At 65.9% G+C, this 19,629-nt stretch carries 20 protein-coding genes and 4 pseudogenes; 11 read left to right on the forward strand and 13 right to left on the reverse strand.

Annotated elements, in window-relative coordinates; all coding sequences use genetic code 11:
* Together AWC07_RS12035 and AWC07_RS12040 are read right to left on the reverse strand one after the other, a co-directional pair.
* Positions 1-444 (reverse strand): cobalamin-dependent protein (locus tag AWC07_RS12035; RefSeq protein WP_208622407.1); only part of this gene is annotated, 444 nt, incomplete at its 3' end.
* Positions 445-545: 101 nt separating this feature from the next.
* Entirely contained in the window at positions 546-1,370 is an 825-nt protein-coding gene (locus tag AWC07_RS12040) for a hypothetical protein (protein WP_139829664.1), read from the reverse strand.
* Positions 1,371-2,231: 861 nt separating this feature from the next.
* Here AWC07_RS12040 and AWC07_RS12045 point away from each other — a divergent pair.
* Together AWC07_RS12045 and AWC07_RS12050 are read left to right on the forward strand one after the other, a co-directional pair.
* On the forward strand, positions 2,232-4,163 hold the full coding sequence (locus AWC07_RS12045; RefSeq protein WP_036411963.1) for a flavin-containing monooxygenase: 1,932 nt from the start codon (positions 2,232-2,234) through the stop codon (positions 4,161-4,163).
* Between the two features lie 10 nt (positions 4,164-4,173).
* The gene (locus AWC07_RS12050) at positions 4,174-5,199 is read left to right on the forward strand and encodes an alcohol dehydrogenase catalytic domain-containing protein (RefSeq protein WP_036409144.1); all 1,026 of its coding nucleotides are present in this window, start codon (positions 4,174-4,176) and stop codon (positions 5,197-5,199) included.
* Here AWC07_RS12050 and AWC07_RS12055 read toward each other — a convergent pair.
* Positions 5,189-6,100, reverse strand: a complete 912-nt coding sequence (locus AWC07_RS12055; RefSeq protein ID WP_036409142.1) for a class I SAM-dependent methyltransferase — start codon at positions 6,098-6,100, stop codon at positions 5,189-5,191. The genes AWC07_RS12050 and AWC07_RS12055 overlap by 11 nt on opposite strands.
* A gap of 17 nt (positions 6,101-6,117) precedes the next feature.
* Complete coding sequence (gene dtd, locus AWC07_RS12060; RefSeq protein WP_036409139.1) at positions 6,118-6,549, reverse strand: D-aminoacyl-tRNA deacylase; 432 nt, start codon at positions 6,547-6,549, stop codon at positions 6,118-6,120.
* Between the two features lie 56 nt (positions 6,550-6,605).
* Here dtd and AWC07_RS12065 point away from each other — a divergent pair, with 56 nt between their 5' ends.
* Positions 6,606-6,908, forward strand: coding sequence for an MTH1187 family thiamine-binding protein (locus AWC07_RS12065; protein ID WP_036409138.1), 303 nt, complete (start codon positions 6,606-6,608; stop codon positions 6,906-6,908).
* Here AWC07_RS12065 and AWC07_RS12070 read toward each other — a convergent pair.
* Complete coding sequence (locus AWC07_RS12070; protein WP_036409135.1) at positions 6,893-7,399, reverse strand: macro domain-containing protein; 507 nt, start codon at positions 7,397-7,399, stop codon at positions 6,893-6,895. The genes AWC07_RS12065 and AWC07_RS12070 overlap by 16 nt on opposite strands.
* Positions 7,400-8,054: 655 nt before the next feature.
* Positions 8,055-8,435, reverse strand: a complete 381-nt coding sequence (locus AWC07_RS27565; RefSeq protein ID WP_167380063.1) for a hypothetical protein — start codon at positions 8,433-8,435, stop codon at positions 8,055-8,057.
* On the opposite strand from AWC07_RS27565, the gene AWC07_RS12085 reads away from it, so the two are divergent.
* A complete protein-coding gene (locus AWC07_RS12085) occupies positions 8,416-9,687 on the forward strand; it encodes a competence/damage-inducible protein A (RefSeq protein ID WP_036409156.1) in 1,272 nt (423 codons plus the stop codon). The genes AWC07_RS27565 and AWC07_RS12085 overlap by 20 nt on opposite strands.
* Here AWC07_RS12085 and AWC07_RS12090 read toward each other — a convergent pair.
* Complete coding sequence (locus AWC07_RS12090; protein WP_139829665.1) at positions 9,680-10,942, reverse strand: sialate:H+ symport family MFS transporter; 1,263 nt, start codon at positions 10,940-10,942, stop codon at positions 9,680-9,682. The genes AWC07_RS12085 and AWC07_RS12090 overlap by 8 nt on opposite strands.
* Positions 10,943-11,016: 74 nt before the next feature.
* Here AWC07_RS12090 and AWC07_RS12095 point away from each other — a divergent pair, with 74 nt between their 5' ends.
* Together AWC07_RS12095 and AWC07_RS12100 are read left to right on the forward strand one after the other, a co-directional pair.
* Positions 11,017-12,084: an amidohydrolase family protein gene (locus AWC07_RS12095; RefSeq protein ID WP_036409131.1), complete on the forward strand. Its 1,068-nt coding sequence runs from the start codon at positions 11,017-11,019 to the stop codon at positions 12,082-12,084.
* A gap of 15 nt (positions 12,085-12,099) precedes the next feature.
* On the forward strand, positions 12,100-12,501 hold the full coding sequence (locus AWC07_RS12100) for a phage holin family protein (protein WP_036409129.1): 402 nt from the start codon (positions 12,100-12,102) through the stop codon (positions 12,499-12,501).
* A gap of 425 nt (positions 12,502-12,926) precedes the next feature.
* On the opposite strand, the pseudogene AWC07_RS29340 reads toward AWC07_RS12100, so the two are convergent.
* Positions 12,927-12,995 (reverse strand): annotated as a pseudogene (locus AWC07_RS29340) (hypothetical protein); the annotation flags it as partial.
* Between the two features lie 354 nt (positions 12,996-13,349).
* Here AWC07_RS29340 and AWC07_RS12110 point away from each other — a divergent pair.
* A pseudogene (locus tag AWC07_RS12110) lies at positions 13,350-13,779 on the forward strand (anti-sigma factor antagonist); the annotation flags it as partial.
* On the opposite strand, the gene AWC07_RS12115 reads toward AWC07_RS12110, so the two are convergent.
* Together AWC07_RS12115 and AWC07_RS12120 are read right to left on the reverse strand one after the other, a co-directional pair.
* Positions 13,776-14,738, reverse strand: coding sequence for an FAD-dependent oxidoreductase (locus tag AWC07_RS12115; RefSeq protein WP_036409126.1), 963 nt, complete (start codon positions 14,736-14,738; stop codon positions 13,776-13,778). The pseudogene AWC07_RS12110 and the gene AWC07_RS12115 sit on opposite strands and share 4 nt — an antisense overlap.
* Positions 14,739-14,756: 18 nt before the next feature.
* Entirely contained in the window at positions 14,757-15,221 is a 465-nt protein-coding gene (locus tag AWC07_RS12120) for an Rv1352/Rv1906c domain-containing protein (protein WP_036409124.1), read from the reverse strand.
* Between the two features lie 319 nt (positions 15,222-15,540).
* On the opposite strand from AWC07_RS12120, the gene AWC07_RS12125 reads away from it, so the two are divergent.
* Entirely contained in the window at positions 15,541-15,852 is a 312-nt protein-coding gene (locus AWC07_RS12125) for a hypothetical protein (RefSeq protein ID WP_139829666.1), read from the forward strand.
* A gap of 55 nt (positions 15,853-15,907) precedes the next feature.
* Here the strand turns inward: AWC07_RS12125 and AWC07_RS12130 are convergent, their stop codons facing one another.
* From AWC07_RS12130 to AWC07_RS12140, 3 genes are read right to left on the reverse strand one after another with little or no spacing between them, the layout of a single operon-like run.
* Positions 15,908-16,402, reverse strand: a complete 495-nt coding sequence (locus tag AWC07_RS12130) for an SRPBCC family protein (protein ID WP_036409122.1) — start codon at positions 16,400-16,402, stop codon at positions 15,908-15,910.
* The gene (locus AWC07_RS12135) at positions 16,402-17,043 is read right to left on the reverse strand and encodes a nitroreductase family protein (RefSeq protein ID WP_036409120.1); all 642 of its coding nucleotides are present in this window, start codon (positions 17,041-17,043) and stop codon (positions 16,402-16,404) included. The genes AWC07_RS12130 and AWC07_RS12135 overlap by 1 nt, the downstream gene beginning before the upstream one ends.
* A gap of 18 nt (positions 17,044-17,061) precedes the next feature.
* Complete coding sequence (locus AWC07_RS12140) at positions 17,062-17,553, reverse strand: carboxymuconolactone decarboxylase family protein (RefSeq protein ID WP_051507774.1); 492 nt, start codon at positions 17,551-17,553, stop codon at positions 17,062-17,064.
* A 227-nt stretch (positions 17,554-17,780) separates the two neighbouring features.
* Between AWC07_RS12140 and AWC07_RS12145 the strand changes: the two genes are divergently transcribed.
* The 3 genes and pseudogenes from AWC07_RS12145 to AWC07_RS28100 form a co-directional block, all read left to right on the forward strand.
* Positions 17,781-18,182 carry an AMP-binding enzyme gene (locus tag AWC07_RS12145; protein ID WP_036409118.1) on the forward strand — a complete coding sequence of 134 codons (402 nt, stop codon included), beginning with the start codon at positions 17,781-17,783 and terminating at the stop codon, positions 18,180-18,182.
* A gap of 833 nt (positions 18,183-19,015) precedes the next feature.
* Positions 19,016-19,127 (forward strand): annotated as a pseudogene (locus tag AWC07_RS28720) (nitronate monooxygenase); the annotation flags it as partial.
* Positions 19,101-19,553, forward strand: a pseudogene (locus AWC07_RS28100) (IS607 family transposase); the annotation flags it as partial. The pseudogenes AWC07_RS28720 and AWC07_RS28100, both read left to right, overlap by 27 nt.
* Positions 19,554-19,629 lie beyond the last annotated feature (76 nt).

A 19,629-nucleotide genomic window follows, 5' to 3' on the forward strand; every position in this document is an offset into this window, starting at 1 on the left:
GGTAAACGCCACCTCCCCATCACCAACCACGACGAAATCAAAGCAGTCATACTCACTCAAAATGCGCTCATAGTTCAGCGTGGCGATCACATTGCCCAACGCGATCTGCACACCCTCCCACTGCTGACGCGCCCGCCGCGCCAACCACAACACCTCCGCAAAGGTGTCGATACAGGAAAACCCCACCAACCGCGGCACACCCGAAACCGCCACCGCAGCCAGCATCGCCTGCCACGTCTGCTCCACACCCTCATGCCCGGCCACCAACCCATTGACCGTCACGACCTCAAGCCCACGCCTCCTGGCATAAGCCTTGATCGACATCAACCCCAAATGCTCCATCGGCATCGACGAATACACCCAGGGACCCCAGAGTTTTTGCGCGCCGACATAAGACCGCCCGTTGGCGCGGATCCCAGGAGGGTTGACCAGCAAAACCGTCACGCTGCCTGGCCCCCCACCGGCACAACGCGAGCCACCCAGACCCTTCTCGGCGGCGCCGTCTCAGCCACGCGAGCCTGCGCGAGATGTGCCAAAGCTTTCCGTCATTCTTGCCCGGATGGTGTTTCGACGCAGTCGATCATCCGGCCCGGTTCGACAACTGCCGCCGGGTCCCACCATGAACACTCCTCGATATACCGTTCGAATATCACGGTTGTCAGGCGGGAGTCCGGGTCGATCTGGACGATCTTGGTTACGTTCGGATTATCTGTCAGCCGGGGGACTTCGACCGTCTGCCAGATGTTGTCGGGGCGCACATCACATCCCACGACTGCGGTCACTGTCCCAGTGCAGTTATCGGCGTATGCCCTGGCCGCGTCGTGCCAAAACCGGACCAGTTCCGGGTCGAATTTATTCCATCCGGGAATTGGCTGCATCCCATTTCGTTCCAACAGCATTTTCAGCGTCGTGCCGTTCGCCGCACCCGCCAGCCGCTCGGCGATTCTCGAACCGTCCGGGCCGACGCTCACCCCCCGCGCATCAAGCCCCGACCAATAGTAGGCCGTATCGGGATCCGTCCTCGTCAATTCCACCAGTTCGTCGTATGACGGCAAACTGCCTGGCAAATAGTAGTTGCTATCGGCGGCGAGCCCATCGGCTGAATTGCGGAATTCATGTGGCTTGTCGTCTTCGCGCCGGCCGTCTCGGTGTCGTTGACGGTCCTCGCTGCCCGGGCCGGCGGTTGTCGGGCGGCAACGCACCGCACCTTGCGCCGTCCACATCTCATCCGGCTCGCCGAACAGCCGATCCATCTCGGCGAGCAGACTTGCGGCATAGCAGCCGAACTCAGCCGCCCGCTCGACCGCGTCGACCACCGGGGCCGGACCGGCCGCGGGTGGCTCAACATGGCCGTCCTGGCGCACGTTCAACGCGGACCCCGTCTCGTTGGTCCGATAAGCGCCACCAACGGGCCCGAGCGATGTCCGCGAAATCGCCAAATTCGGCGGCAGCATCAACAGTCTCGCGTCGTCCGGCCCGGATCGCCCGATCGGCCCGCGACTTTCGGACGCGGCGGCACACGACGATTCCACGAAACTCCGGGTATTCGCGGGTTCCGCGCGCACGGTGTACTCAGCGTCCATCGCGGCACAGCGTATCGAGTGCCCGGGGGCGCCCGCAATTTGTTGCGCCGAACGGCCACTGCCCGCGCGGTCGATTCGTTGCCTCAGTCCGCAGATGCAATTCCGCCTTCGGGCCTTGCCGAGCCGGTAGCCGATCGCTGGGTGGTTTCGCTGTATCAGAATTCTTCGTGGTGTTCAGTATCGAGCCCGAGAGTCGATAGTATCCGTCCGAATGGGCCGCTTTAGCAAATTTCTGGAAATCCGAATTAGCCTTGTTCGAAGTCTTGGCTGAGGGTATTCTCGCGTGTCCCCGGTCGGCAGCCACCGATGACCGTCATGACATTCACCGACAATTTTGTCTTCGTCAATCAGCAGGACCAAGATATTTTTGACCCACCTTCCCCGACATTTCAGCGGGTCGCGCAATCGGATGGAGCATGCTAACCAGGCGCCGCCGGTGACCCGCGGACAACCGAAATATGGACTCGCCGCTGCGGCACCCTGGCGCGCCCGACGCGTCCTATCCGCGCCGCGAGCACTGCTTGCGTCGAGCGCGAGATGGCGCCACCGAATTCCCTTGATCGGCCACCGGGCGTCGGGGTAGCGTAGTGCCGGACAATTACGAAACGCTCGGTATCGTAATTGGATCGTACGAAAGGATCGGCTTCGATGCGCAGCGGGTACGCTGGCCTGCCCTTCACCACACCCACCCCGGAGATCGCGTCCGCGCTCGAGGACGTCAGCATCCCGACATTGTTGCTGTCGCTGGTGCACATCACCGGCGATTCCCGCTTCATTCGTGACTTCAAGCCGATGGGGCTCTTCCTCAACGAAGTCCAGGGGTTTATGTCCGAGGAGGACAAGGCCCGCGCCCGCGCCGAAGCCGTGGCGGTGATCTCGCAGTACCGTGACCGCGGCTGCCCCGAACCCGAGCCGCTGAGCATCGAGCTGATCCGGGAAATGATGGATTGGGCGGCCTGCGAACACGTTCCCGACGACTACCTGCCCCTGGTCCTGGAAGAGATGGACCTCGACGGTGTCGACCCGCGCCGGCCCGCCCCCATCGCGTCCGAGCGCGCTGCCCAGCTGCCGGTCGTCGTGATCGGCTGCGGCGAATCCGGCATTCTAGCCGGAATCCGATTGAAACAGGCCAACATTCCTTTCACCATCGTAGAGAAAAACGCCGGCCCCGGCGGAACATGGTGGGAGAACACCTATCCCGGCGCCCGGGTGGACGTGGCAAACCATTTCTATTGCTACAGCTTCGAACCCAACAACGACTGGACACACTTCTTCGCTGAACAGCGCGAGCTGCAAACCTATTTCACCCATGCCATGCACAAACACGGTGTGGCCGAGCAGGTTCGATGGAACACCGAGGTGCTGGCGGCCGAATGGCACGACGACGACGGTGTGTGGCGGGTTTCGCTGCGCTCGCCCGACGGCCACACCAGCATGGTGACCGCGCGGGCGGTCATCACCGCGGTCGGTCAGCTGAACCGACCGTATATCCCGTCATTCGATGGTGCCGACACCTTCGACGGGCCGTCGTTTCACTCCGCGGCCTGGGACCATTCCGTCGACTTGACCGGAAAACGGGTCGCGCTGGTCGGGGCCGGCGCCAGCGGCTTCCAGATCGCGCCGACGATCGCCGGCGACGTCGAACAGCTCACCGTCTTCCAGCGCACCGCCCAATGGATGTTCCCCAACCCGATGTATCACGATGAAGTGGGCGACGGCGTGCGCTGGGCGATGCGGCATCTGCCGTTCTATGGCAGGTGGTATCGATTCCTGCTGCTGTGGCCGGGCGCCGACAAGGGACTCGACGCGGCACGGGCCGACCCGAACTACCCCGACCAGGACTATGCCGTCAGCGAGATGAACGCCGCTGCCCGGATGATGTTCAGCCACTGGATCAGCAGCCAGGTCGGTGACGACGACGAGCTGTTGATCAAGGTGATGCCCGACTATCCCGCCACCGGCAAGCGGACGTTGCAAGACAACGGCAGCTGGCTGCGGACCCTGCGACGGGACAACGTCGAACTGGTGCGCACGCCGATCCGGCGAATCACACCCGGCGGCATCGTCACCGACGACGGTCAGCGATACGACGTCGACGTCATCATCTACGCCACCGGGTTTCGTCATACCGACGTGCTGTGGCCGCTGAAGATCGTCGGCCGCAACGGGATTGACCTGCGCCATAGCTGGGGCAGCCGACCCTATGCCTATCTGGGCATCACGGTGCCGGAGTTTCCCAACCTGTTCCTCATCTACGGGCCGGGCACTCATCTGGCCCATGGCGGTAGCCTGATCTTCCAGTCCGAACTCCAGATGCGCTACATCAATCTGTGCCTGGAACACCTGATTGCCGACGATGTGCATTCGATGGAGCCGACGGCTCGAGCCGCCGCTGAATGGCATCAGCGAACGCAGGCCGAAATACAGCAGATGGTGTGGTCACATCCGGCCGTCAAACACTCATACTTCAAGAACGCTGACGGCGAAATCCACACCGTCAGCCCGTGGCGCCTGAGCCAGTACTGGGCCGCGGTGCGAGAACCGGATTGGTCTCAATTCGTTCTGCGACAAAGAAAGTGAGCACCCCGACATGCGCACGGTAGTCATCGACGGGCCGGGAAGCATCCGCGTCGATACCCGCCCGGACCCGGCGCTTACCGGACCCGACGGCGTCATCGTCGCCGTGAGCGCCGCCGGCATCTGCGGTTCCGATCTGCACTTCTACGACGGCGACTATCCACTGGCCGAGCCGGTCGCCCTCGGTCACGAAGCGGTCGGCACCGTCGTCGAAGCCGGCCCGCAGGTGCGGTCTGTCACGGTTGGCGACCAGGTCCTGGTGTCCTCGGTGGCCGGCTGCGGCGGCTGCGAGGGGTGTGCCACCCGCGATCCGGCGATGTGCCGTTTCGGTCCACAGATTTTCGGTTCCGGTGCGCTGGGCGGCGCGCAGGCCGAGCTGCTGGCAGTACCCGCCGCCGACTTCCAGGTGCTCAAGGTTCCCGACGGGATCACCACCGAGCAGGCGCTGCTGCTTACCGACAATCTGGCCACGGGCTGGGCAGCCGCCCGCCGGGCCGACATACCGTTCGGCGCAACGGTGGCGGTCATAGGTCTGGGCGCGGTGGGGTTGTGCGCGGTGCGCTCCGCGTTCCTCCAAGGCGCGGCAACGGTTTTCGGTGTAGACCGCGTCGACGGCCGGCTGCGCCGCGCCGCCGGATGGGGTGCCACACCCGTCGCCTCACCGGCGGCCGACGCTATATTGGCCGCAACCGGTGGTCGTGGCGCGGACGCGGTGATCGACGCCGTCGGCACCGATGCGTCCATCACCGACGCGCTGACCGCAGTGCGGCCCGGCGGCACCGTCTCCGTTGTCGGGGTGCATGATCTGCAGCCGTTTCCGCTTCCGGCCCTGACTTGCCTGTTGCGCAGCATCACGCTTCGACTGACGATTGCGCCGGTGCAGCGCACCTGGGCGGAGTTGATCCCGCTGCTCCGGTCGGGACGCCTTGATGTCGACGGCATCTTCACGACCACGCTGCCGTTGGCCGAGGCGGCCAAGGGCTACGCGATAGCGGGGTCGCGGACGGGCGACGACGTGAAGGTTCTGCTCACCCCTTAGTCGCCGTGATGTACTGGGAATGCATGAAACTGTCGATCTGCACGTCCACCTCCGGGGGCGTCATTCCGTAGCCGGCCTGCAACGCGAGGGTGTTGCGGACCGGTTCGACGACCCACCCGCTGTTGGCCAGCCATTGCGCCGGGTCGGTTTTGTCGTCATAGCTGAGAGCCGAGAAGTCCACGTCGCCAGACAGATTGACCCCTGGATGGGTCGCTTCCAGAGCGGCGAGCTGCTGGTGGTCCAGGCGGGTGCCCAAGGCGCCCACGGCAATTCGACTGCTGGGTGCCGACAGTTGGTCGATCCTTGCGAAGAGCGCGTCTTGGGCTTCGGCGGTCAGATACATCAACAGGCCTTCCAACGACCAGGCGGCGGGTTGTCGCGGATCGAAGCCGGCCGCTTTCAGCGGAGTCGGCCAGTCGGTGCGCAGGTCGGCGGCTATCTCGCTGCGGTGGGCTTTGGGCACGGCGCCTTGCTGGGCCAAGACGCGTGCTTTGAATTCCAGGACTTTCGGCAGATCGATCTCGAAAACCGCTGTTTGCGAAGGCCAGTCAAGCCGGTAGGCGCGTGAATCCAGACCGGCCGCGACGATCACCGCCTGCCGAATTCCCGCCTCGGCAGCCGACCCGAAGAAGTCATCAAAGAACCGGGTCTGCACGCCATAGAGCCGGGGGAACGCTGTCTGGTCGTCGGAGGTTCCCGGGTTGGCAAGCAGCTCGGTCAAATACGGGTCCCCAGACGCGCCGACGAAGTGTTTGGCATATTCGTCGTCGACCAACGGGTGTGGGCCGACGGCGTGCAGCGCGCGCCATCCCGCGACCAGCAGGGCGGTGTAGCCCACGCTGCTGACGATGTCCCAGTGATCGTCGTCCGAACGAAGCGATCCGAATTCAGGTCGTGTCACGGGCCGGTCCTCTCGTGTCAAAGCTCCAGCATTACCGTCACGGGGCCGTCGTTCACAAGGTCCACATCCATGTGCGCACCGAAGACTCCGGATTGCACGTGCGCACCAAGGCCTCGCAACGCTTCGGCGAACGCCGTTACCAGCGGCTCGGCCACACCCGCCGGTGCGGCGCCGTTCCACGAGGGCCGCCGGCCCTTTGCCGTGTCCGCATAAAGGGTGAACTGGCTGACCACCAAGATCGGTGCGTCGACGTCGCAAGCGGACTTCTCGTCGGTGAGAATCCGTAAGTTCCAAAGCTTTTCGGCGAGCCGCCGCGCCTTGTCGGAATCGTCGGTGTGGGTGACGCCGACGAATGCCAAGAGACCCTGTCGCTCGGGCCGGATGGCGCCGACGACCTTGCCGTCGACTACCACCGCTGCCGATGAGACCCGTTGGACCAGAACCCGCATGGATTCGATGCTGCCAGGACGGCTTTGAGCGCGAACGCACTGGGTAGTCTTGTCGTATGTCGGTGCTGGTCGCGTTTTCCGTCACGCCACTGGGCGTGGGCGAGGGGGTCGGCGAGATTGTCGCCGAAGCGGTTCGGGTGGTCCGCGATTCCGGCCTGCCCAACAAGACGGATTCGATGTTCACCGTGATCGAGGGCGATACCTGGGAAGAGGTGATGGCGGTGGTGCAGCGCGCGGTGGAGGCCGTGGCCGCTCGTGCGCCTCGGGTGAGCACGGTGATCAAAGCGGACTGGCGTCAGGGGGCGGTAGACGCGATGACCCGAAAAGTCGCGTCCGTGGAGCGCTATCTGTCACCTTGAGTCTGCACGGCCGTGGCGAATGCCCGCTGGGCCGCGTCGCCGTGGACCGCGAACACAACGCGCTCGAGGGAAGCCGCTTGGTGCCGACGAACCGCGTCGACCATCAATCGTGCCGCCTCCTCGACCGGGAATCCGCCGACACCGGTGCCGAATGCGACCAGGGCCAGCGAGCGGCAGCCCAGCTCGTCGGCCTTGCGCAGGGTCGAAGCGGTGGCGCGGCTGATGATCTCCGCTGAGGTGGGGCCGCCGAGTTCCATTGTCGCGGCGTGGATGACGTAGCGCGCCGGCATCACGCCCGCAGTGGTTTCGACCGCTTCGCCGAGCCCGATGGGCGCCTTCTCGGTTGATTCGCGCTGCACTTGCGGGCCGCCGGCGCGCGCTATGGCCGCAGCGACGCCACCGGCGTGGCGAAGTTGGGTGTTGGCCGCATTGGTGATCGCGTCGAGTTCGAGCTTGGTCACGTCGGCCTGAAGGACCTCTATGTCGATCATTCACACATTCTCGCGCGGCGAGCGCTGGCACTCACCCCCGAGTGCCAAGAGCGTCGCCGGCGAACAGGAGGCGATCGCGGCAGCGGTATCTAGCCAACGAACACAATGTTTATCGGCTCGGCCACTCGGAGCGGCCGCGTCGGCAACGTTGTCGGGTCGCCGGTCCGAAGCATCACAATCTGCACCGCACGCTGTCGGCGGCAGCGGCAGGCGATGGCGGTTCGCACGGCAACAGCGGTCACGGTGACAACGGTGGCAATGCCGGCAACGGCGGCGACGGCAGCACCGACGGCAATGGCCGCTTCCGCTTTTGAGGTGACGTTGGTAGCTACACCCAGGGTGGCAGCCCAAACGGCACGACCGGCACCCCTGGTACAAACGGCTGAGTCCGGTCGCTGTTGCTGGGCACGAGCGCGCCGCGCCGTCGCCAACGGCGGCGGGCACCAGCTGCGTCGATGGCTCACGATGATCAACCGGACGAGCCCGTCTGAGAACGGCCGCAGCTGCCCACAAATCATCGCGGATCGTCGGACAGGTCGGGTAGTTTGACTCGAGCGCACAAACCAGGCGCCTCGCAGGAAGGCAGACACATGGCTCTTTGTCCTACCTCAGCACCGGCCCTACGGGCATGAACGCCGACACGCCCTCGGCGGGTTCACCCGGCCAGCCCGGTGAACCCGGCCAGCCCGGTGAACCAGGCCAGCCCGGCGGTCCGGGCGGGGCAGGTGGCCAAGGCGGTGCCGGCGGGGCCGGGGGTAGAGGTGGCGCCGGAGGTCGAGGCGGACAAGGTGGCCAGGGCGGTGCCGGCGGGCCGGGTGGCCATGGCGGGCCGGGTGGCCAAGGCGGTCGAGGCGGTGACGGCGGCATGGGCGGAGCACCAGGCCCCGGCGGTCAGCCCGGTAAGGGCGGGGCGGGCGGCCCCGGTGGCGCCCCCGGCGCGGGCGGGCAACCAGGCCAACCCGGGGAACCAGGCCAACCCGGTCAGCCGGGCCAACCTGGTACGTAGGCTCGCCCCGGTGAGCGCACGCGCGGGCATCGTGATCACCGGTACCGAAGTCCTGACCGGGCGGGTTCAAGACCGAAACGGGCCTTGGATCGCCGATCGGCTGCTGGAGCTGGGGGTCGAGCTGGCCCACATCACCATCTGCGGTGACCGCCCCGCCGACATCGAGGCGCAACTGCGCTTCCTGGCCGACCAAGGGGTGGACCTGATCGTCACCAGCGGCGGTCTGGGGCCGACGGCCGACGACATGACGGTCGAAGTGGTGGCCCGGTTCTGCGGCCGCGAGCTGGTATTGGACACCGAGGTCGAGAACACCATCGCCAACATCCTCAAGAAGCTGATGGCCCACTTCAACCCGGGCGACTTCGAAGCCGTCCGGGCAGCCAACCGCAAGCAGGCCATGGTGCCGGCCGGCGCGCAAGTGCTCGATCCGGTGGGCACCGCACCGGGTGTCGTGGTGCCCGGAAAGCCGGCGGTGATCGTGCTCCCGGGACCACCGCGCGAGCTACAGCCGATGTGGCGCACAGCAATTCAGACGTCCGCGGCGCAAGAGGCGATCGCCGGCCGAACCGTCTACCGGCAGGACACCATCCGCATGTTCGGCCTGGCCGAGTCCGGTCTGGCCGAGACCCTGCGTGCCGCCCAAATGTCCATCCCCGGTTATGACCGGCTCGAGATCACCACCTGCCTGCGGCGCGGCGAGATCGAAATGGTCACCCGATACGAGCCACCCGACGCGGACGTCTACGCGCAGCTGACCCAGCTGCTTCGAAACAAGCACGGCGAACAGCTCTACTCCGAAGACGGTTCGCCAGTAGACGATGTGGTCGCCCAATTGCTGACCGGCCGGCGGATAGCCACCGCGGAATCCTGCACCGCCGGGCTGCTCGCGGCACGGCTGACCGATCATCCCGGTTCGTCGGACTACGTGGCCGGCGGCGTCGTCGCCTACTCCAACGACGCCAAAACCGACCTACTGGGCGTCGACCCGGCCCTGATCCAGACGCATGGCGCGGTGTCGGAACCGGTGGCCGAGGCGATGGCGGCGGGTGCGCTGCAACGCTTCGGCGCCGACACCGCCGTCGCGATCACCGGGGTCGCCGGACCGGGCGGTGCAACGGCGGACAAGCCGGTGGGAACGGTGTGCTTCACGGTGCTGCTCGCCGATGGCCGCACGGTCACCCACACGCTGCGGCTCCCCGGCAACCGGTCCGACATCCGCGAGCGCTCGACGACAGTGGCCATGCACCTGCTGCGGCGCACCTTGCGGGGGCGGATTAGGTGACTTGCGCTGGCATAACGGCAGTTTCGGCGCTGCCGAAGCGGACGCCGGTAGCGTCCTTGCCGATCATGGCCAGGATCGCGACCATCGTCAGCACCGGTACAATCGTCGCCGCCAGCGCAAAGGGATACCCGTGCGATGCGGCCAGGTGTTCTTGAATGGGCAGGTTCAGTGCTGCCAGCAGGTTGCCGAGCTGGTAGGTCACACCGGGATACAGACCACGAATGGCGTCCGGCGACATCTCGGTCAGGTGAGCGGGAATCACTCCCCAGGCCCCCTGCACACACAGCTGCATCAGAAACGAACCCAGGCACAGCATCGCCGCGGTGCGCGAGTAGGCGAATAGCGGCACGATCGGCAACCCCAGTACCGCGCAGAAAACGATCGTGTAGCGGCGGCTGAAGCGCTGCGACAGCGTGCCGAAGACCAGCCCGCCGATGATGGCGCCGATGTTGTAGACCACCGCGATCCAACGGGCGGTCACGGTGGACAGCCCGGCTCCTTGGTCGGTGGTCGCGGTCAAGAAGGTGGGGTAGACGTCCTGGGTGCCGTGGCTCATCCAGTTGAACGCGGTCATCAGCAACATCAGGTAAAAGAACCGGCGGATGATCGCGGCGCTGCGCAGCACGTCGCGGATTCGGGTCTTGGTGAGCCGCATCCGGTCCTGCGCGGCTTCCCACACCTCGGATTCCTTCACCCGGTAGCGAATGATCAGGCTGATCAGCGCCGGGATGATGGAAAGACCGAACAGCCACCGCCACGACAGACCCAGCCAGTTCACCACCAGCAGGCAGGCCAGGGTGGCCAGCAGGTAGCCGAACGCGTAGCCCTCCTGCAGCAGCCCCGAGAAGAACCCGCGCCGACCGACCGGAACCTTCTCCATGGCCAGCGCGGCGCCCAGCCCCCACTCGCCGCCCATTCCGATGCCGTACAACAGGCGCAGGATCACCAGCACGGTGAAATTCGGTGCGAAGGCGCACAGGAATCCGACCACCGAATACAACATCACGTCGACCATGAGCGGAATGCGCCGGCCGACGCGATCGGCCCACAGCCCGAACAGCAGCGCGCCCACCGGGCGCATCGCCAGGGTGGCCGTCGTGACGAATGCGACCTCAGTCTTGGTGTGGTGGAAGGTTTTTGCGATGTCGGCATAGACCAGCACCACGATGAAGTAGTCGAAGGCGTCCATCGTCCAGCCCAGGAACGCCGCAATGAACGAATTGCGCTGGTCGACGGTCAGCCACGGTGTCTTCACGCCAGCATCGTGCAGCACGCGGACGATGCCGCGAACCTTGGGGTATGCCCAGCACGCGAGTAGCTTCGGAGTGCATGCGAATCATCGATGCCGACGGACACGTCGCCGAAAACCCGTCGCTGGCCATCGAAGCACTCAAACGCTGGCCGGAATACGTGCAACCCAGCAGTGACGGGCGGCCCGGGCTGCGGATCGAAGGCCGCAATTACCCGGAGGACCAGGGGCCCGGCGCCGGTTGCCCGCCGCAACACGGGATCACCAAGGCAGCCGATATCCACACCGCGACCACCGAGGGTGTGCTTGGTGACGCCGACCGCGATCACCTCGACACCATGGTGCTGTATCCCAGCCTCGGGCTCTGCGTGCCCAGTCTGGAGAACCCGGACTTCGCAGCGGGTTTCGCGCGTCTGTACAACCGGTGGGTCGCGGATTTCTGCGCGCCGTCCAACGGCCGGCTACGCGGCGTCGCCGTTACCCCGATCGAACACGGGCAGGTGGCCATCGACATCATGGCCGAAGCCAAAGACCTCGAGCTGGTCGCCACCCTGGTCCCGCCGGCACTCAAGACGCGCAACCTCGACCATCCTGACCTCGACCCGTTCTACGCCGCCGCCGTTGAGCTGGAGATGCCGCTCGGCATCCATGGCGCTCCGGGCATCCACTTGCCCAAGATCGGCGTGGACCGCTTCACCAACTACATCCAGGTGCACTGCATCAGCTTTCCCTTCGACCAGATGACGGCGATGACGGCGCTGGTTTCCGGCGGCGTCTTCGAACGCCATTCCCAACTGCGGGTGGCCTTCCTCGAGGCGGGCGCCGGCTGGGTTCCGTTCTTCATCGATCGCCTGCACGAGCATTACGAGAAGCGCGGCAACTGGATTGAGGGCGGCTGGCGCCACGACCCCCACGACTACATGCGGGCCGGCAACATCTGGGTGACCTGTGAGCCGGAGGAGCCGATTCTGGCGGGTGTGATCGATGTACTCGGCGACGACTTCATCATGTTCGCCAGCGACTACCCGCACTGGGACGGCGAATGGCCGGAGAGCACAAAGCATCTGCGCACCCGGTCCGACATCAGCGAAGAGTCGCGGGAAAAGATCGGCGGCCGCAACGCCCAGCGCTTCTACGCGCTGAATTAATGGCAGGATCGGCGCATGGGCCCTTTTCTGGTGCGTGCGGCGTTGACAGGTTTTGCGTTGTGGATGGTCACCCTGTGCGTCCCGGGGGTGCGCTTTGTCGGCGGTGATACGACGGTGCAGCGGATCGGCATCATCTTCGTCGTCGCGGTGATCTTCGGATTGGTTAATGCGATCATCAAGCCGATCGTGCAATTCCTGTCGATCCCGCTGTACATCCTCACCCTCGGCCTTTTTCACATCGTGATCAACGCGTTCATGCTGTGGATCACCGCCCAGATCACCAAGGACACGACCCACTGGGGTCTGCAGATCGACCATTTCTGGTGGAGCGCCATCTGGGCCGCGATCCTGCTGTCGATCGTGAGCTGGATATTGTCGCTGCTGACCCGCCGCGCCGCGCGCAGCCGCAATAGCTGACCGGTCAGCGCGCCTGCCATCGCGGCGGTCGGTTGACCAGCCCCATGGCGAGCGCGCTGTGCATCCACCAGGTCGGCGGTCAGCAGCAGCTCCATGGCAAACGCTAACGCGTAGGGAATCTGGCGCGGCCAGTCGCACGGTGCTGCCGCCGCGAAGAGTCCGCGTTTGGGCTCCATCACCGCGAATCTCGCCTCGGTACGGCCACCCGGATGTCGGTCAGGCCCAGCATTTCGAAGCCACCCGCGACACACGTGCCGTTCACCGCGGCGACGACCGGCTTGTAGAGCGGGGAACCGATGCAACACGGCATGGATGGCGTCGTCCTTGTTCCACCCTGCGGGCCGGGGGAGATCACCGGTCAGCTCGGGGATGAACTTCTTGAGGTCGGCTCCGGTGCAGAAGTCGTGCCCAACGCCGGTGACGGCGGCGACCCAGGCATTGGCGTCATCGCGAAAGGCGGCCCACGCGTGAGCGAGGTCGCGGAAATGCGCCATGTCGAGAGAGTTGCGCGCCTCGGGGCGGTTGATTGTGATGGTGACAATGTGGTGGCGCAGCGTGTAATCGATGCTCACCGCGTTATTGGCCGGTTTCTATTAGCAGTAGCAAGCTTTGCTCAGGTAGGAGTGATGTCGCCGCGCCCGGTGACGGCGCACAGCCAAGAACATGCCCGCCGTCGTGAATTACGCAAAATTTGGTTTTAGACATCCTTCTTTTTCAGTATCTGTTACACATATGCTTACTACCACTGTGAAAACAGGGCACTTCTGGCCAGGACGATCACCGCGCGCCTTCCCGCCAGCCAGGACGGCAGCACTTACCACCACACGACGGACGGGACGTTGCACAAGATGGACACTGTCGCGCTCGGAGCATCCTCCGGTCCCGCGAGCACGCGGCTGAGTTTGCAATTAGGTGACGCGCAAAGCGGTCTACGGGCGGTCACCGAATCTACCGGCTCCGCGGTGGTGGTCCACGTCGGTGGTGACATCGATGCCAGTAACGAGACGCTCTGGCAGCGGTTGGTGACGCGCAGCGCCGCCATCGCCATCGCGCCGGGCCCGTTCGTCATCGACGTCAGAGACCTCGAATTCATGGGGTCGTGCGCGTATGCCGTGCTGGCCCAGGAATCGGTGCGGTGCCGCCGTCGCGGCGTGAACCTGCGGCTGGTCACCAACCAGCCGATCGTGGCCCGCACCATCGCCGCCTGCGGACTAGGGCGCCTGCTGCCGATGTACTCGTCGGTGGAGAACGCGCTGGCGCCGCCGGCCTGAGGCTCATTGCGCGCCGACGAGGCGCGCCACGTCCCGCGCGCATCCCCACGACAGCGTTACACCGTTGGCGCTGTGACCGTAGTTGTGGATACACCGCGTCCGGCCGAGCGGCTCGGATTCCACCCGCACCGACGGGCGGTCGGGACGCAGGCCGGTGATCGTCTCGATCACGGCGGCCTGGCCAAGCCGCGGCTCGATCCGCCGGCAGCGCTGCAGGATCCGTTCGGTCACCGCGGGGTCCGCGGTCGTGTCCCAGCGGTCGGCGATACTGATGCCACCGCAGACCACACGCTGCGGGTGGGGGAAGTAGCAGACCCATTCCGGGGCGTCGTTGCGTTCCAGAAATATCTGCTGCAGACCGGGATTGGTCATGACGACGTGCTGGCCGAACAGCGGCCGCAATGTGTCGTCGCCGGCCAGCACTGCGGCGCCGAGACCGGCGCAGTTCACCACGATCGGTGCGGCGTCGGCGGCCTCGGCCAGCGACCGCACCGGATGGATCTCGATCCCGCAGCCGGCCGCGGCCAACCGCTTGCTCAGGTAGTCGAGGTAGTGGGGCATGTCGATCATGGGCAGCGTGGAGCGAAACCCCGTCGGGAATCCCCCGGGTATTTCGGCCGGATCGGCCGCCCGCAGCTCGGGGATCAACGCGACCTGCGGCGGCAGTGCCGCGCCCACGGGTACGTCACCGACGGTCAGCGCCGGTGCCATGCGAACTCCGGTGGCGGGGTTCTTGGCGAGTTCGGCGAACACGCGCAGCGATTCCGCCGCCCACGCCAGCGTCTTGGCGACAGGTTCGGTGAACACCGGGCTCCACACGGCACCCGCCACCGCCGAGGTCGTGTCCTGGGGCATCGCGGCGGTCCAGACCCGCACCTGCCAGCCCGCCTCGGCCAGGCACAGCGCTGAGGTCAATCCGCTGACGCCGGCACCGATGACGACGACCTGTTGCACACGGTCAGCCACAGCAGTGTCACCCGGCCGTCAGGACTGGGGCACCCGTTCGCCGGTCGGGCCGAGCAGCCCGTTGAGGATCGCCAGATCGGTTTGCAGTTGGGCGCCTGCGGCAGGTCCGGGTACTTCGGCTGGCGCGTTGCCCTCGCCGGTGATCTGCCAGGGCTGGCAGCCGGATGTCCTGAATGCCTTGTCGGTCGCCTGGATCTGCACTATCTGCGGCTTTTTGCTCAGCGCATTGTCGAGCAGGGCGCCGTCGGGATTGCCTAACCGCTTCCAATAGCAGGTGCCGGTACCGACGGGTCCGGCAGAGCTGTAGGTGCCCGGCGCGATATCGGTGCCCACCGTGTAGGTGCCGTCGTGATCGATGGTCGTCTTGGGTGCGGGCGGCGGTGCCGGTTGCGGGTCGGCGGCCGCCACACCTGCGGACCCGGCCCAGCCCGCGAGCATCATCCCCACTGCGAGAAATCGAGCGGCCGGCGCCTTCGAACTCATAGCTCAGCAGCCTACCGGGGCGGGCAGCCAATTTCGAACCGCCGACAAGCTCCGAATCGCCGGCGTGGGGACCGGCGTCGCTGAACAGGCGCATCGACTTCGCGGCCGTGCCGACCCTTTGACCGGCACCGGCCCGGTCCGGACATGCTCGGCAAGTGCATTGTGCGCCAACGAGTTCCAGAACGCGCGCAACACCGGCCGGCGAGGACGGCGACCGTCGTTTCCCCAAGCGGGGGCCGGGGTACCCACTACTACGTTGGGTCGCAACGCAACTGGAGTCAACAGCACAGGTAACGGACCGGCAGTGAAGGAGGACATCATGCTGTGGCTTGCCGTGCTGCTCGTCGTGGTGGGTGTCGCATCGTTCGTCGTGGGCTTTGTGCTCGTCACCAACGGCACCGCGGTGGCACCGCGCCGCCGCACCGAAGACGACCCCACCGGTGTCAAGCGGGCCGCCTCGCGGGTGGCATGGCCGGACGTATTCCGGCGAATGCCCACTAGTTTCGCCGTCACCCTGGACGAAAACGCGAACCGCAGTGACCGGCTAGCCGCGGTTGGGTCATTGTGCGTGCTGATTGCCGCGCTGGCGTGGTGCATCGCCGTTTTGGCGGTAATCACCGCGTTCGTGTGAGCCCGAGGCCCGGTGGGGCCCGATGGGTATGCAAGAAACGCCGGCGCGCAGCCGTTCAGTCCAGCCGCCGCACCGTGCCGGCGTAGCCCAGCGCATGCTCGTACGTCTTGAGGTTGTCACGAGAAATCCGGGCATGCACCGGGCGTTCGAGGAAGAAGCGCAACACCGGGTTGTAGGTGTGATAGGTCTCATGGAAGGTCAGCACGGTGCTGCCGTCGGACTGCTCGTCGAGTTGGTGATAGCCCTCGGCGCGCGACCACAGGGGCGCGCCGACCGCCACATACCGCGACAACTTATTGAGCTTTGCCTCCGTGACGGTCTCGAACGACCGCCCTTTGCCACCGGACAGCAGGTATTTGGGAACCTCGAAAATGCAGGTGCGGACCAGACCTTCGCCGGCCTGGTCTCCCTCGTGCAAAATCTCCATGCTGCCCGTCGGCCACCTGAGCACCTGCGGCCGCGGAGAATTCGGCGGGGCGGGCGGATGCAGCACCCGCCACACCTTGCTCGGGGGCGCGTCGACATGAAATCGCACGGTGAAGGACTGCATCAGCTTTCTCCAACAGCCTGTTCCCAGGTATCCCAATATGTGATGGTCTCCACGGGCGGCCGTGCGGCGGGACGGAAGTCGGTGCCGATGGTGTAGGCCACCGGGAACAGGGCGGCCTGGGTGACCGTGTCCGGGATACCGAGCACCTCGGCCACCTCTTTCTCCTTTGCCAGATGCATCGTCGTCCACACCGATCCCAATCCGCGGGAACGCAGCGCTAGCAGGAAGCTCCAGCCGGCCGGGATGATCGACGCCCAGGCCGACGCGGCGACCAGCCGGTTACTTTCGTCGATGCGCCGCTGCAGGCAGGGAATGACATGCACCGGAACGCGGGCCAGCGTCTCGGTCAGGCCGAGCGCGCTGCGATACACCCGCTGGGTCTGCGGATCGGACGCGGTGGCCGCGGCCCGAGCGAGATACTCGGCGCCGACGCTGCGGTAGATATCGGCTATCGCGGCCCGCTTGTCGGTGTCGGTGATCACCAGCCAGCGCCAATCCTGGGCATTGCTGGCCGTGGGCGCTTGGGTGGCCAGCCGCAGGCACTCGAGAATCACCTTACGGCCCACCGGCCGGTTCAGATCGAGGCGGTGGCGCACCGACCGCGTGGTGGTGAGCAGCTCGTCGACCGAGGCTAGGTCCACGTGAAGTCCATTTGTCTCCTAGATGTCTATCGCGCAGGACTGGTCGACCCCGAGCACCGTCAGCGAACGCCCCAGGCCCAGAAACACCGCGACGCACAGCGTCAGATCGAGGATTTCCGCATCGGAGAACAGCGCCCGCAGCCGCCCGAAGAATGCCTCGTCCAGCGACGCGTGGTCGGTGGCGAAGCGCTCGGCGAACTCGATGGCAAGGCGTTGGCGCGGCGTGTAGCTGGGGTAGCCGGCGTAGTCGGCGACGTGGTCGTAGAGCTCAGGTGGCGGGGCTTTCGGGCCGGCGTCCAGCAGCGACGGCGCACGAAAGCCCGAGCACGCGACGCAGTCGTTGATTTGCGCGATGCGCATCCTGGCCAGTTCGCGCTCGTCGGCCGGCACGATGCTCTGCTGGTATGCGCCGCGGATCATCCGCTCGACCATGCCACCGAGCTCGGGCCGCAGCGTCCAGATCATCGCGGCTTCGCCGCCGGGACCGTCCGGCACGTCAAGTCGGGCCATGCGCGAACTCCTGCCGGGTGAATACGACTTCCGATTGGAGCAAACCAGATTCTCGACTCGACTGTCCAGATCTGCTTCGCAGTTACGGGTCTTGACCGCCGGGTGGCGCCGAACCGCGGCCGGTTGACCGGCGGGTGGCTCGCCGAACACCCACTGGGCCGTTGAGAGTCCTGCGGCGACGGCATCGAGCCTGCGGCCAGGGCATCGAGCCTGCGGCCACAGACGCCATGAGCGACCTCAGACTCAAGTGGCGCAGTGAGCGCAGGCTCGATGCGAACACTTGCCGAATAGCGGCCTGGGCGCCGCGCCGACGCCACCCGCTTGTCGAACAACCGGGCCAATCCGGCCGCATCCAGACCCTCGGCGACCGCGACGGCGTTGCGAGCGACGGCGCCCAGGTTCGCCAAACCCGAACGGGCCCAGCGGGATACCGACAAACCGGTCCCAATCGCGGGGGAGAGAAGTTCGGGCCGATCGAAGTGGAGGAGGCGCTGCGTTCCCACCCGGCGGTGACCGACGTCGCCGTCGCCGGAATCGCCGACGAGGAGATGGGCCACCGGGTTGGGGCCGCGGTGATGGTCCGCGGTCCGGTGACGCTGGACGAGCTGCGATCACACTGCGCGACCTGATCGCGTATTTCAAGTTGCCCGAGAAGTTGGCGATCGTCGAGGCCATCCCGTACAGCGCGACCGGCAAAGTCAATCGCCGTCAGCTGGCCGCGCTGATCGCCGAATGCGCCTGAATCTTGGGAGTCCACATGCTGTTTCTGCACGAGACCCACCGGGTGGTCGGCGCGCGGCAGGACGAGTTCGAGGCCGCCTATCGGGATGGCTGGACGCCTACGCTGGCCACCGACGACGATGCTCGGCTGCTGTGGTACACCAACCACGCGCACGGTTCCGGGGCCTCCTACACCGTCGTCACCATCACCGCGATTACCGACGGCGCCCCGCCCGGGAGCGACTGGTACGTCGCGCCCAGCAGGACGACCTTCCGCCCTGGATGCGCGAGCTCGACAAGCTCCGGTACGACGCGACGGGCAAGATCTTGCTGCCGGTCGATTGGTCCCCGTTGCAGGCGGTGGACCTGGCAGCGGTCCCCACCGACGGTGCGACCCATCCGCTGAGCCTGTTGATGGAGGACACCGGCTGGCCCTACGCGCCGCTGGACGACTACATCCGCTCCTGGGACGAGATCTACTACCGGCCGCTGTCGAAGGCCCCCGCCGGCATGCGGATACTCGACATCCAGGCCTGCTTTCAGGTCGCACACGGCAGCTACCGGCGCCGAGAAGCGATGCTGTGGCAAAAGATTGACGACTCCAACAACTATGCCGCGCTGATGCACCTGCTGACCAACGACACTCCGCCGGAGCACCGGGGGCCGGGCAGCTACATGTACGAGGCACTGAAATACCGCGACCAGCGGCAGAGCCGGCTGCTGCGAACATCGGCGTGGTCGCCTGCCCGACATCGTCGACCTCGTCGCACAAACGCTCGCCGGAAATGCTGGTGGCGGCCGCCGGCGGCGTCGCCGACGGCCGTGGACTGGCGGCCGCGCTGGCGCCCGGGGCGTGGGTGCGTGAGGATCGGATGCCGGTGCCGTATCGGCGGTTGGCGTCGGGGACGATTTTGGTGGATGTCGCCCAGCCCGAGGGTCGGCAGCGGGTGGTGTTGTATGCGCGGGTCTCGTCGGATGATCAGTGACAAGATTTGGATCGGCAGGTAGCCCGTTTGACCGGGTGGGCCACGGACGAAGGTCTCGACGTGGGCCAGGTGGTGTGCGAGGTTGGGTCCGGTTTGAATGGGAAACGCCCGAAGTTGGCCCGCATTCTGTCGGACCCGTCTGCGACAGTGATCGTTGTGGAGCATCGGGACCGTTTGGCTGGCTTTGGTGTTGAGCATTTGCAGGCGGTGTTGGCGGCGCAGGGTCGCCGAATCGTGGTCGTCGACGATGGGGAGACGACCGAGGATCTGGTGCGCGACATGATCGAGGTCCTCTGAACCGTCCCGGGTTTTATGCGCACCTTCCTTTGAGGGAAGGATGGCGCGATGGCGATCAGGTACGACGAGAACA

The sequence above is a fragment of the Mycobacterium gastri genome (assembly GCF_002102175.1).
Taxonomy (GTDB): Bacteria; Actinomycetota; Actinomycetes; order Mycobacteriales; family Mycobacteriaceae; genus Mycobacterium; species Mycobacterium gastri.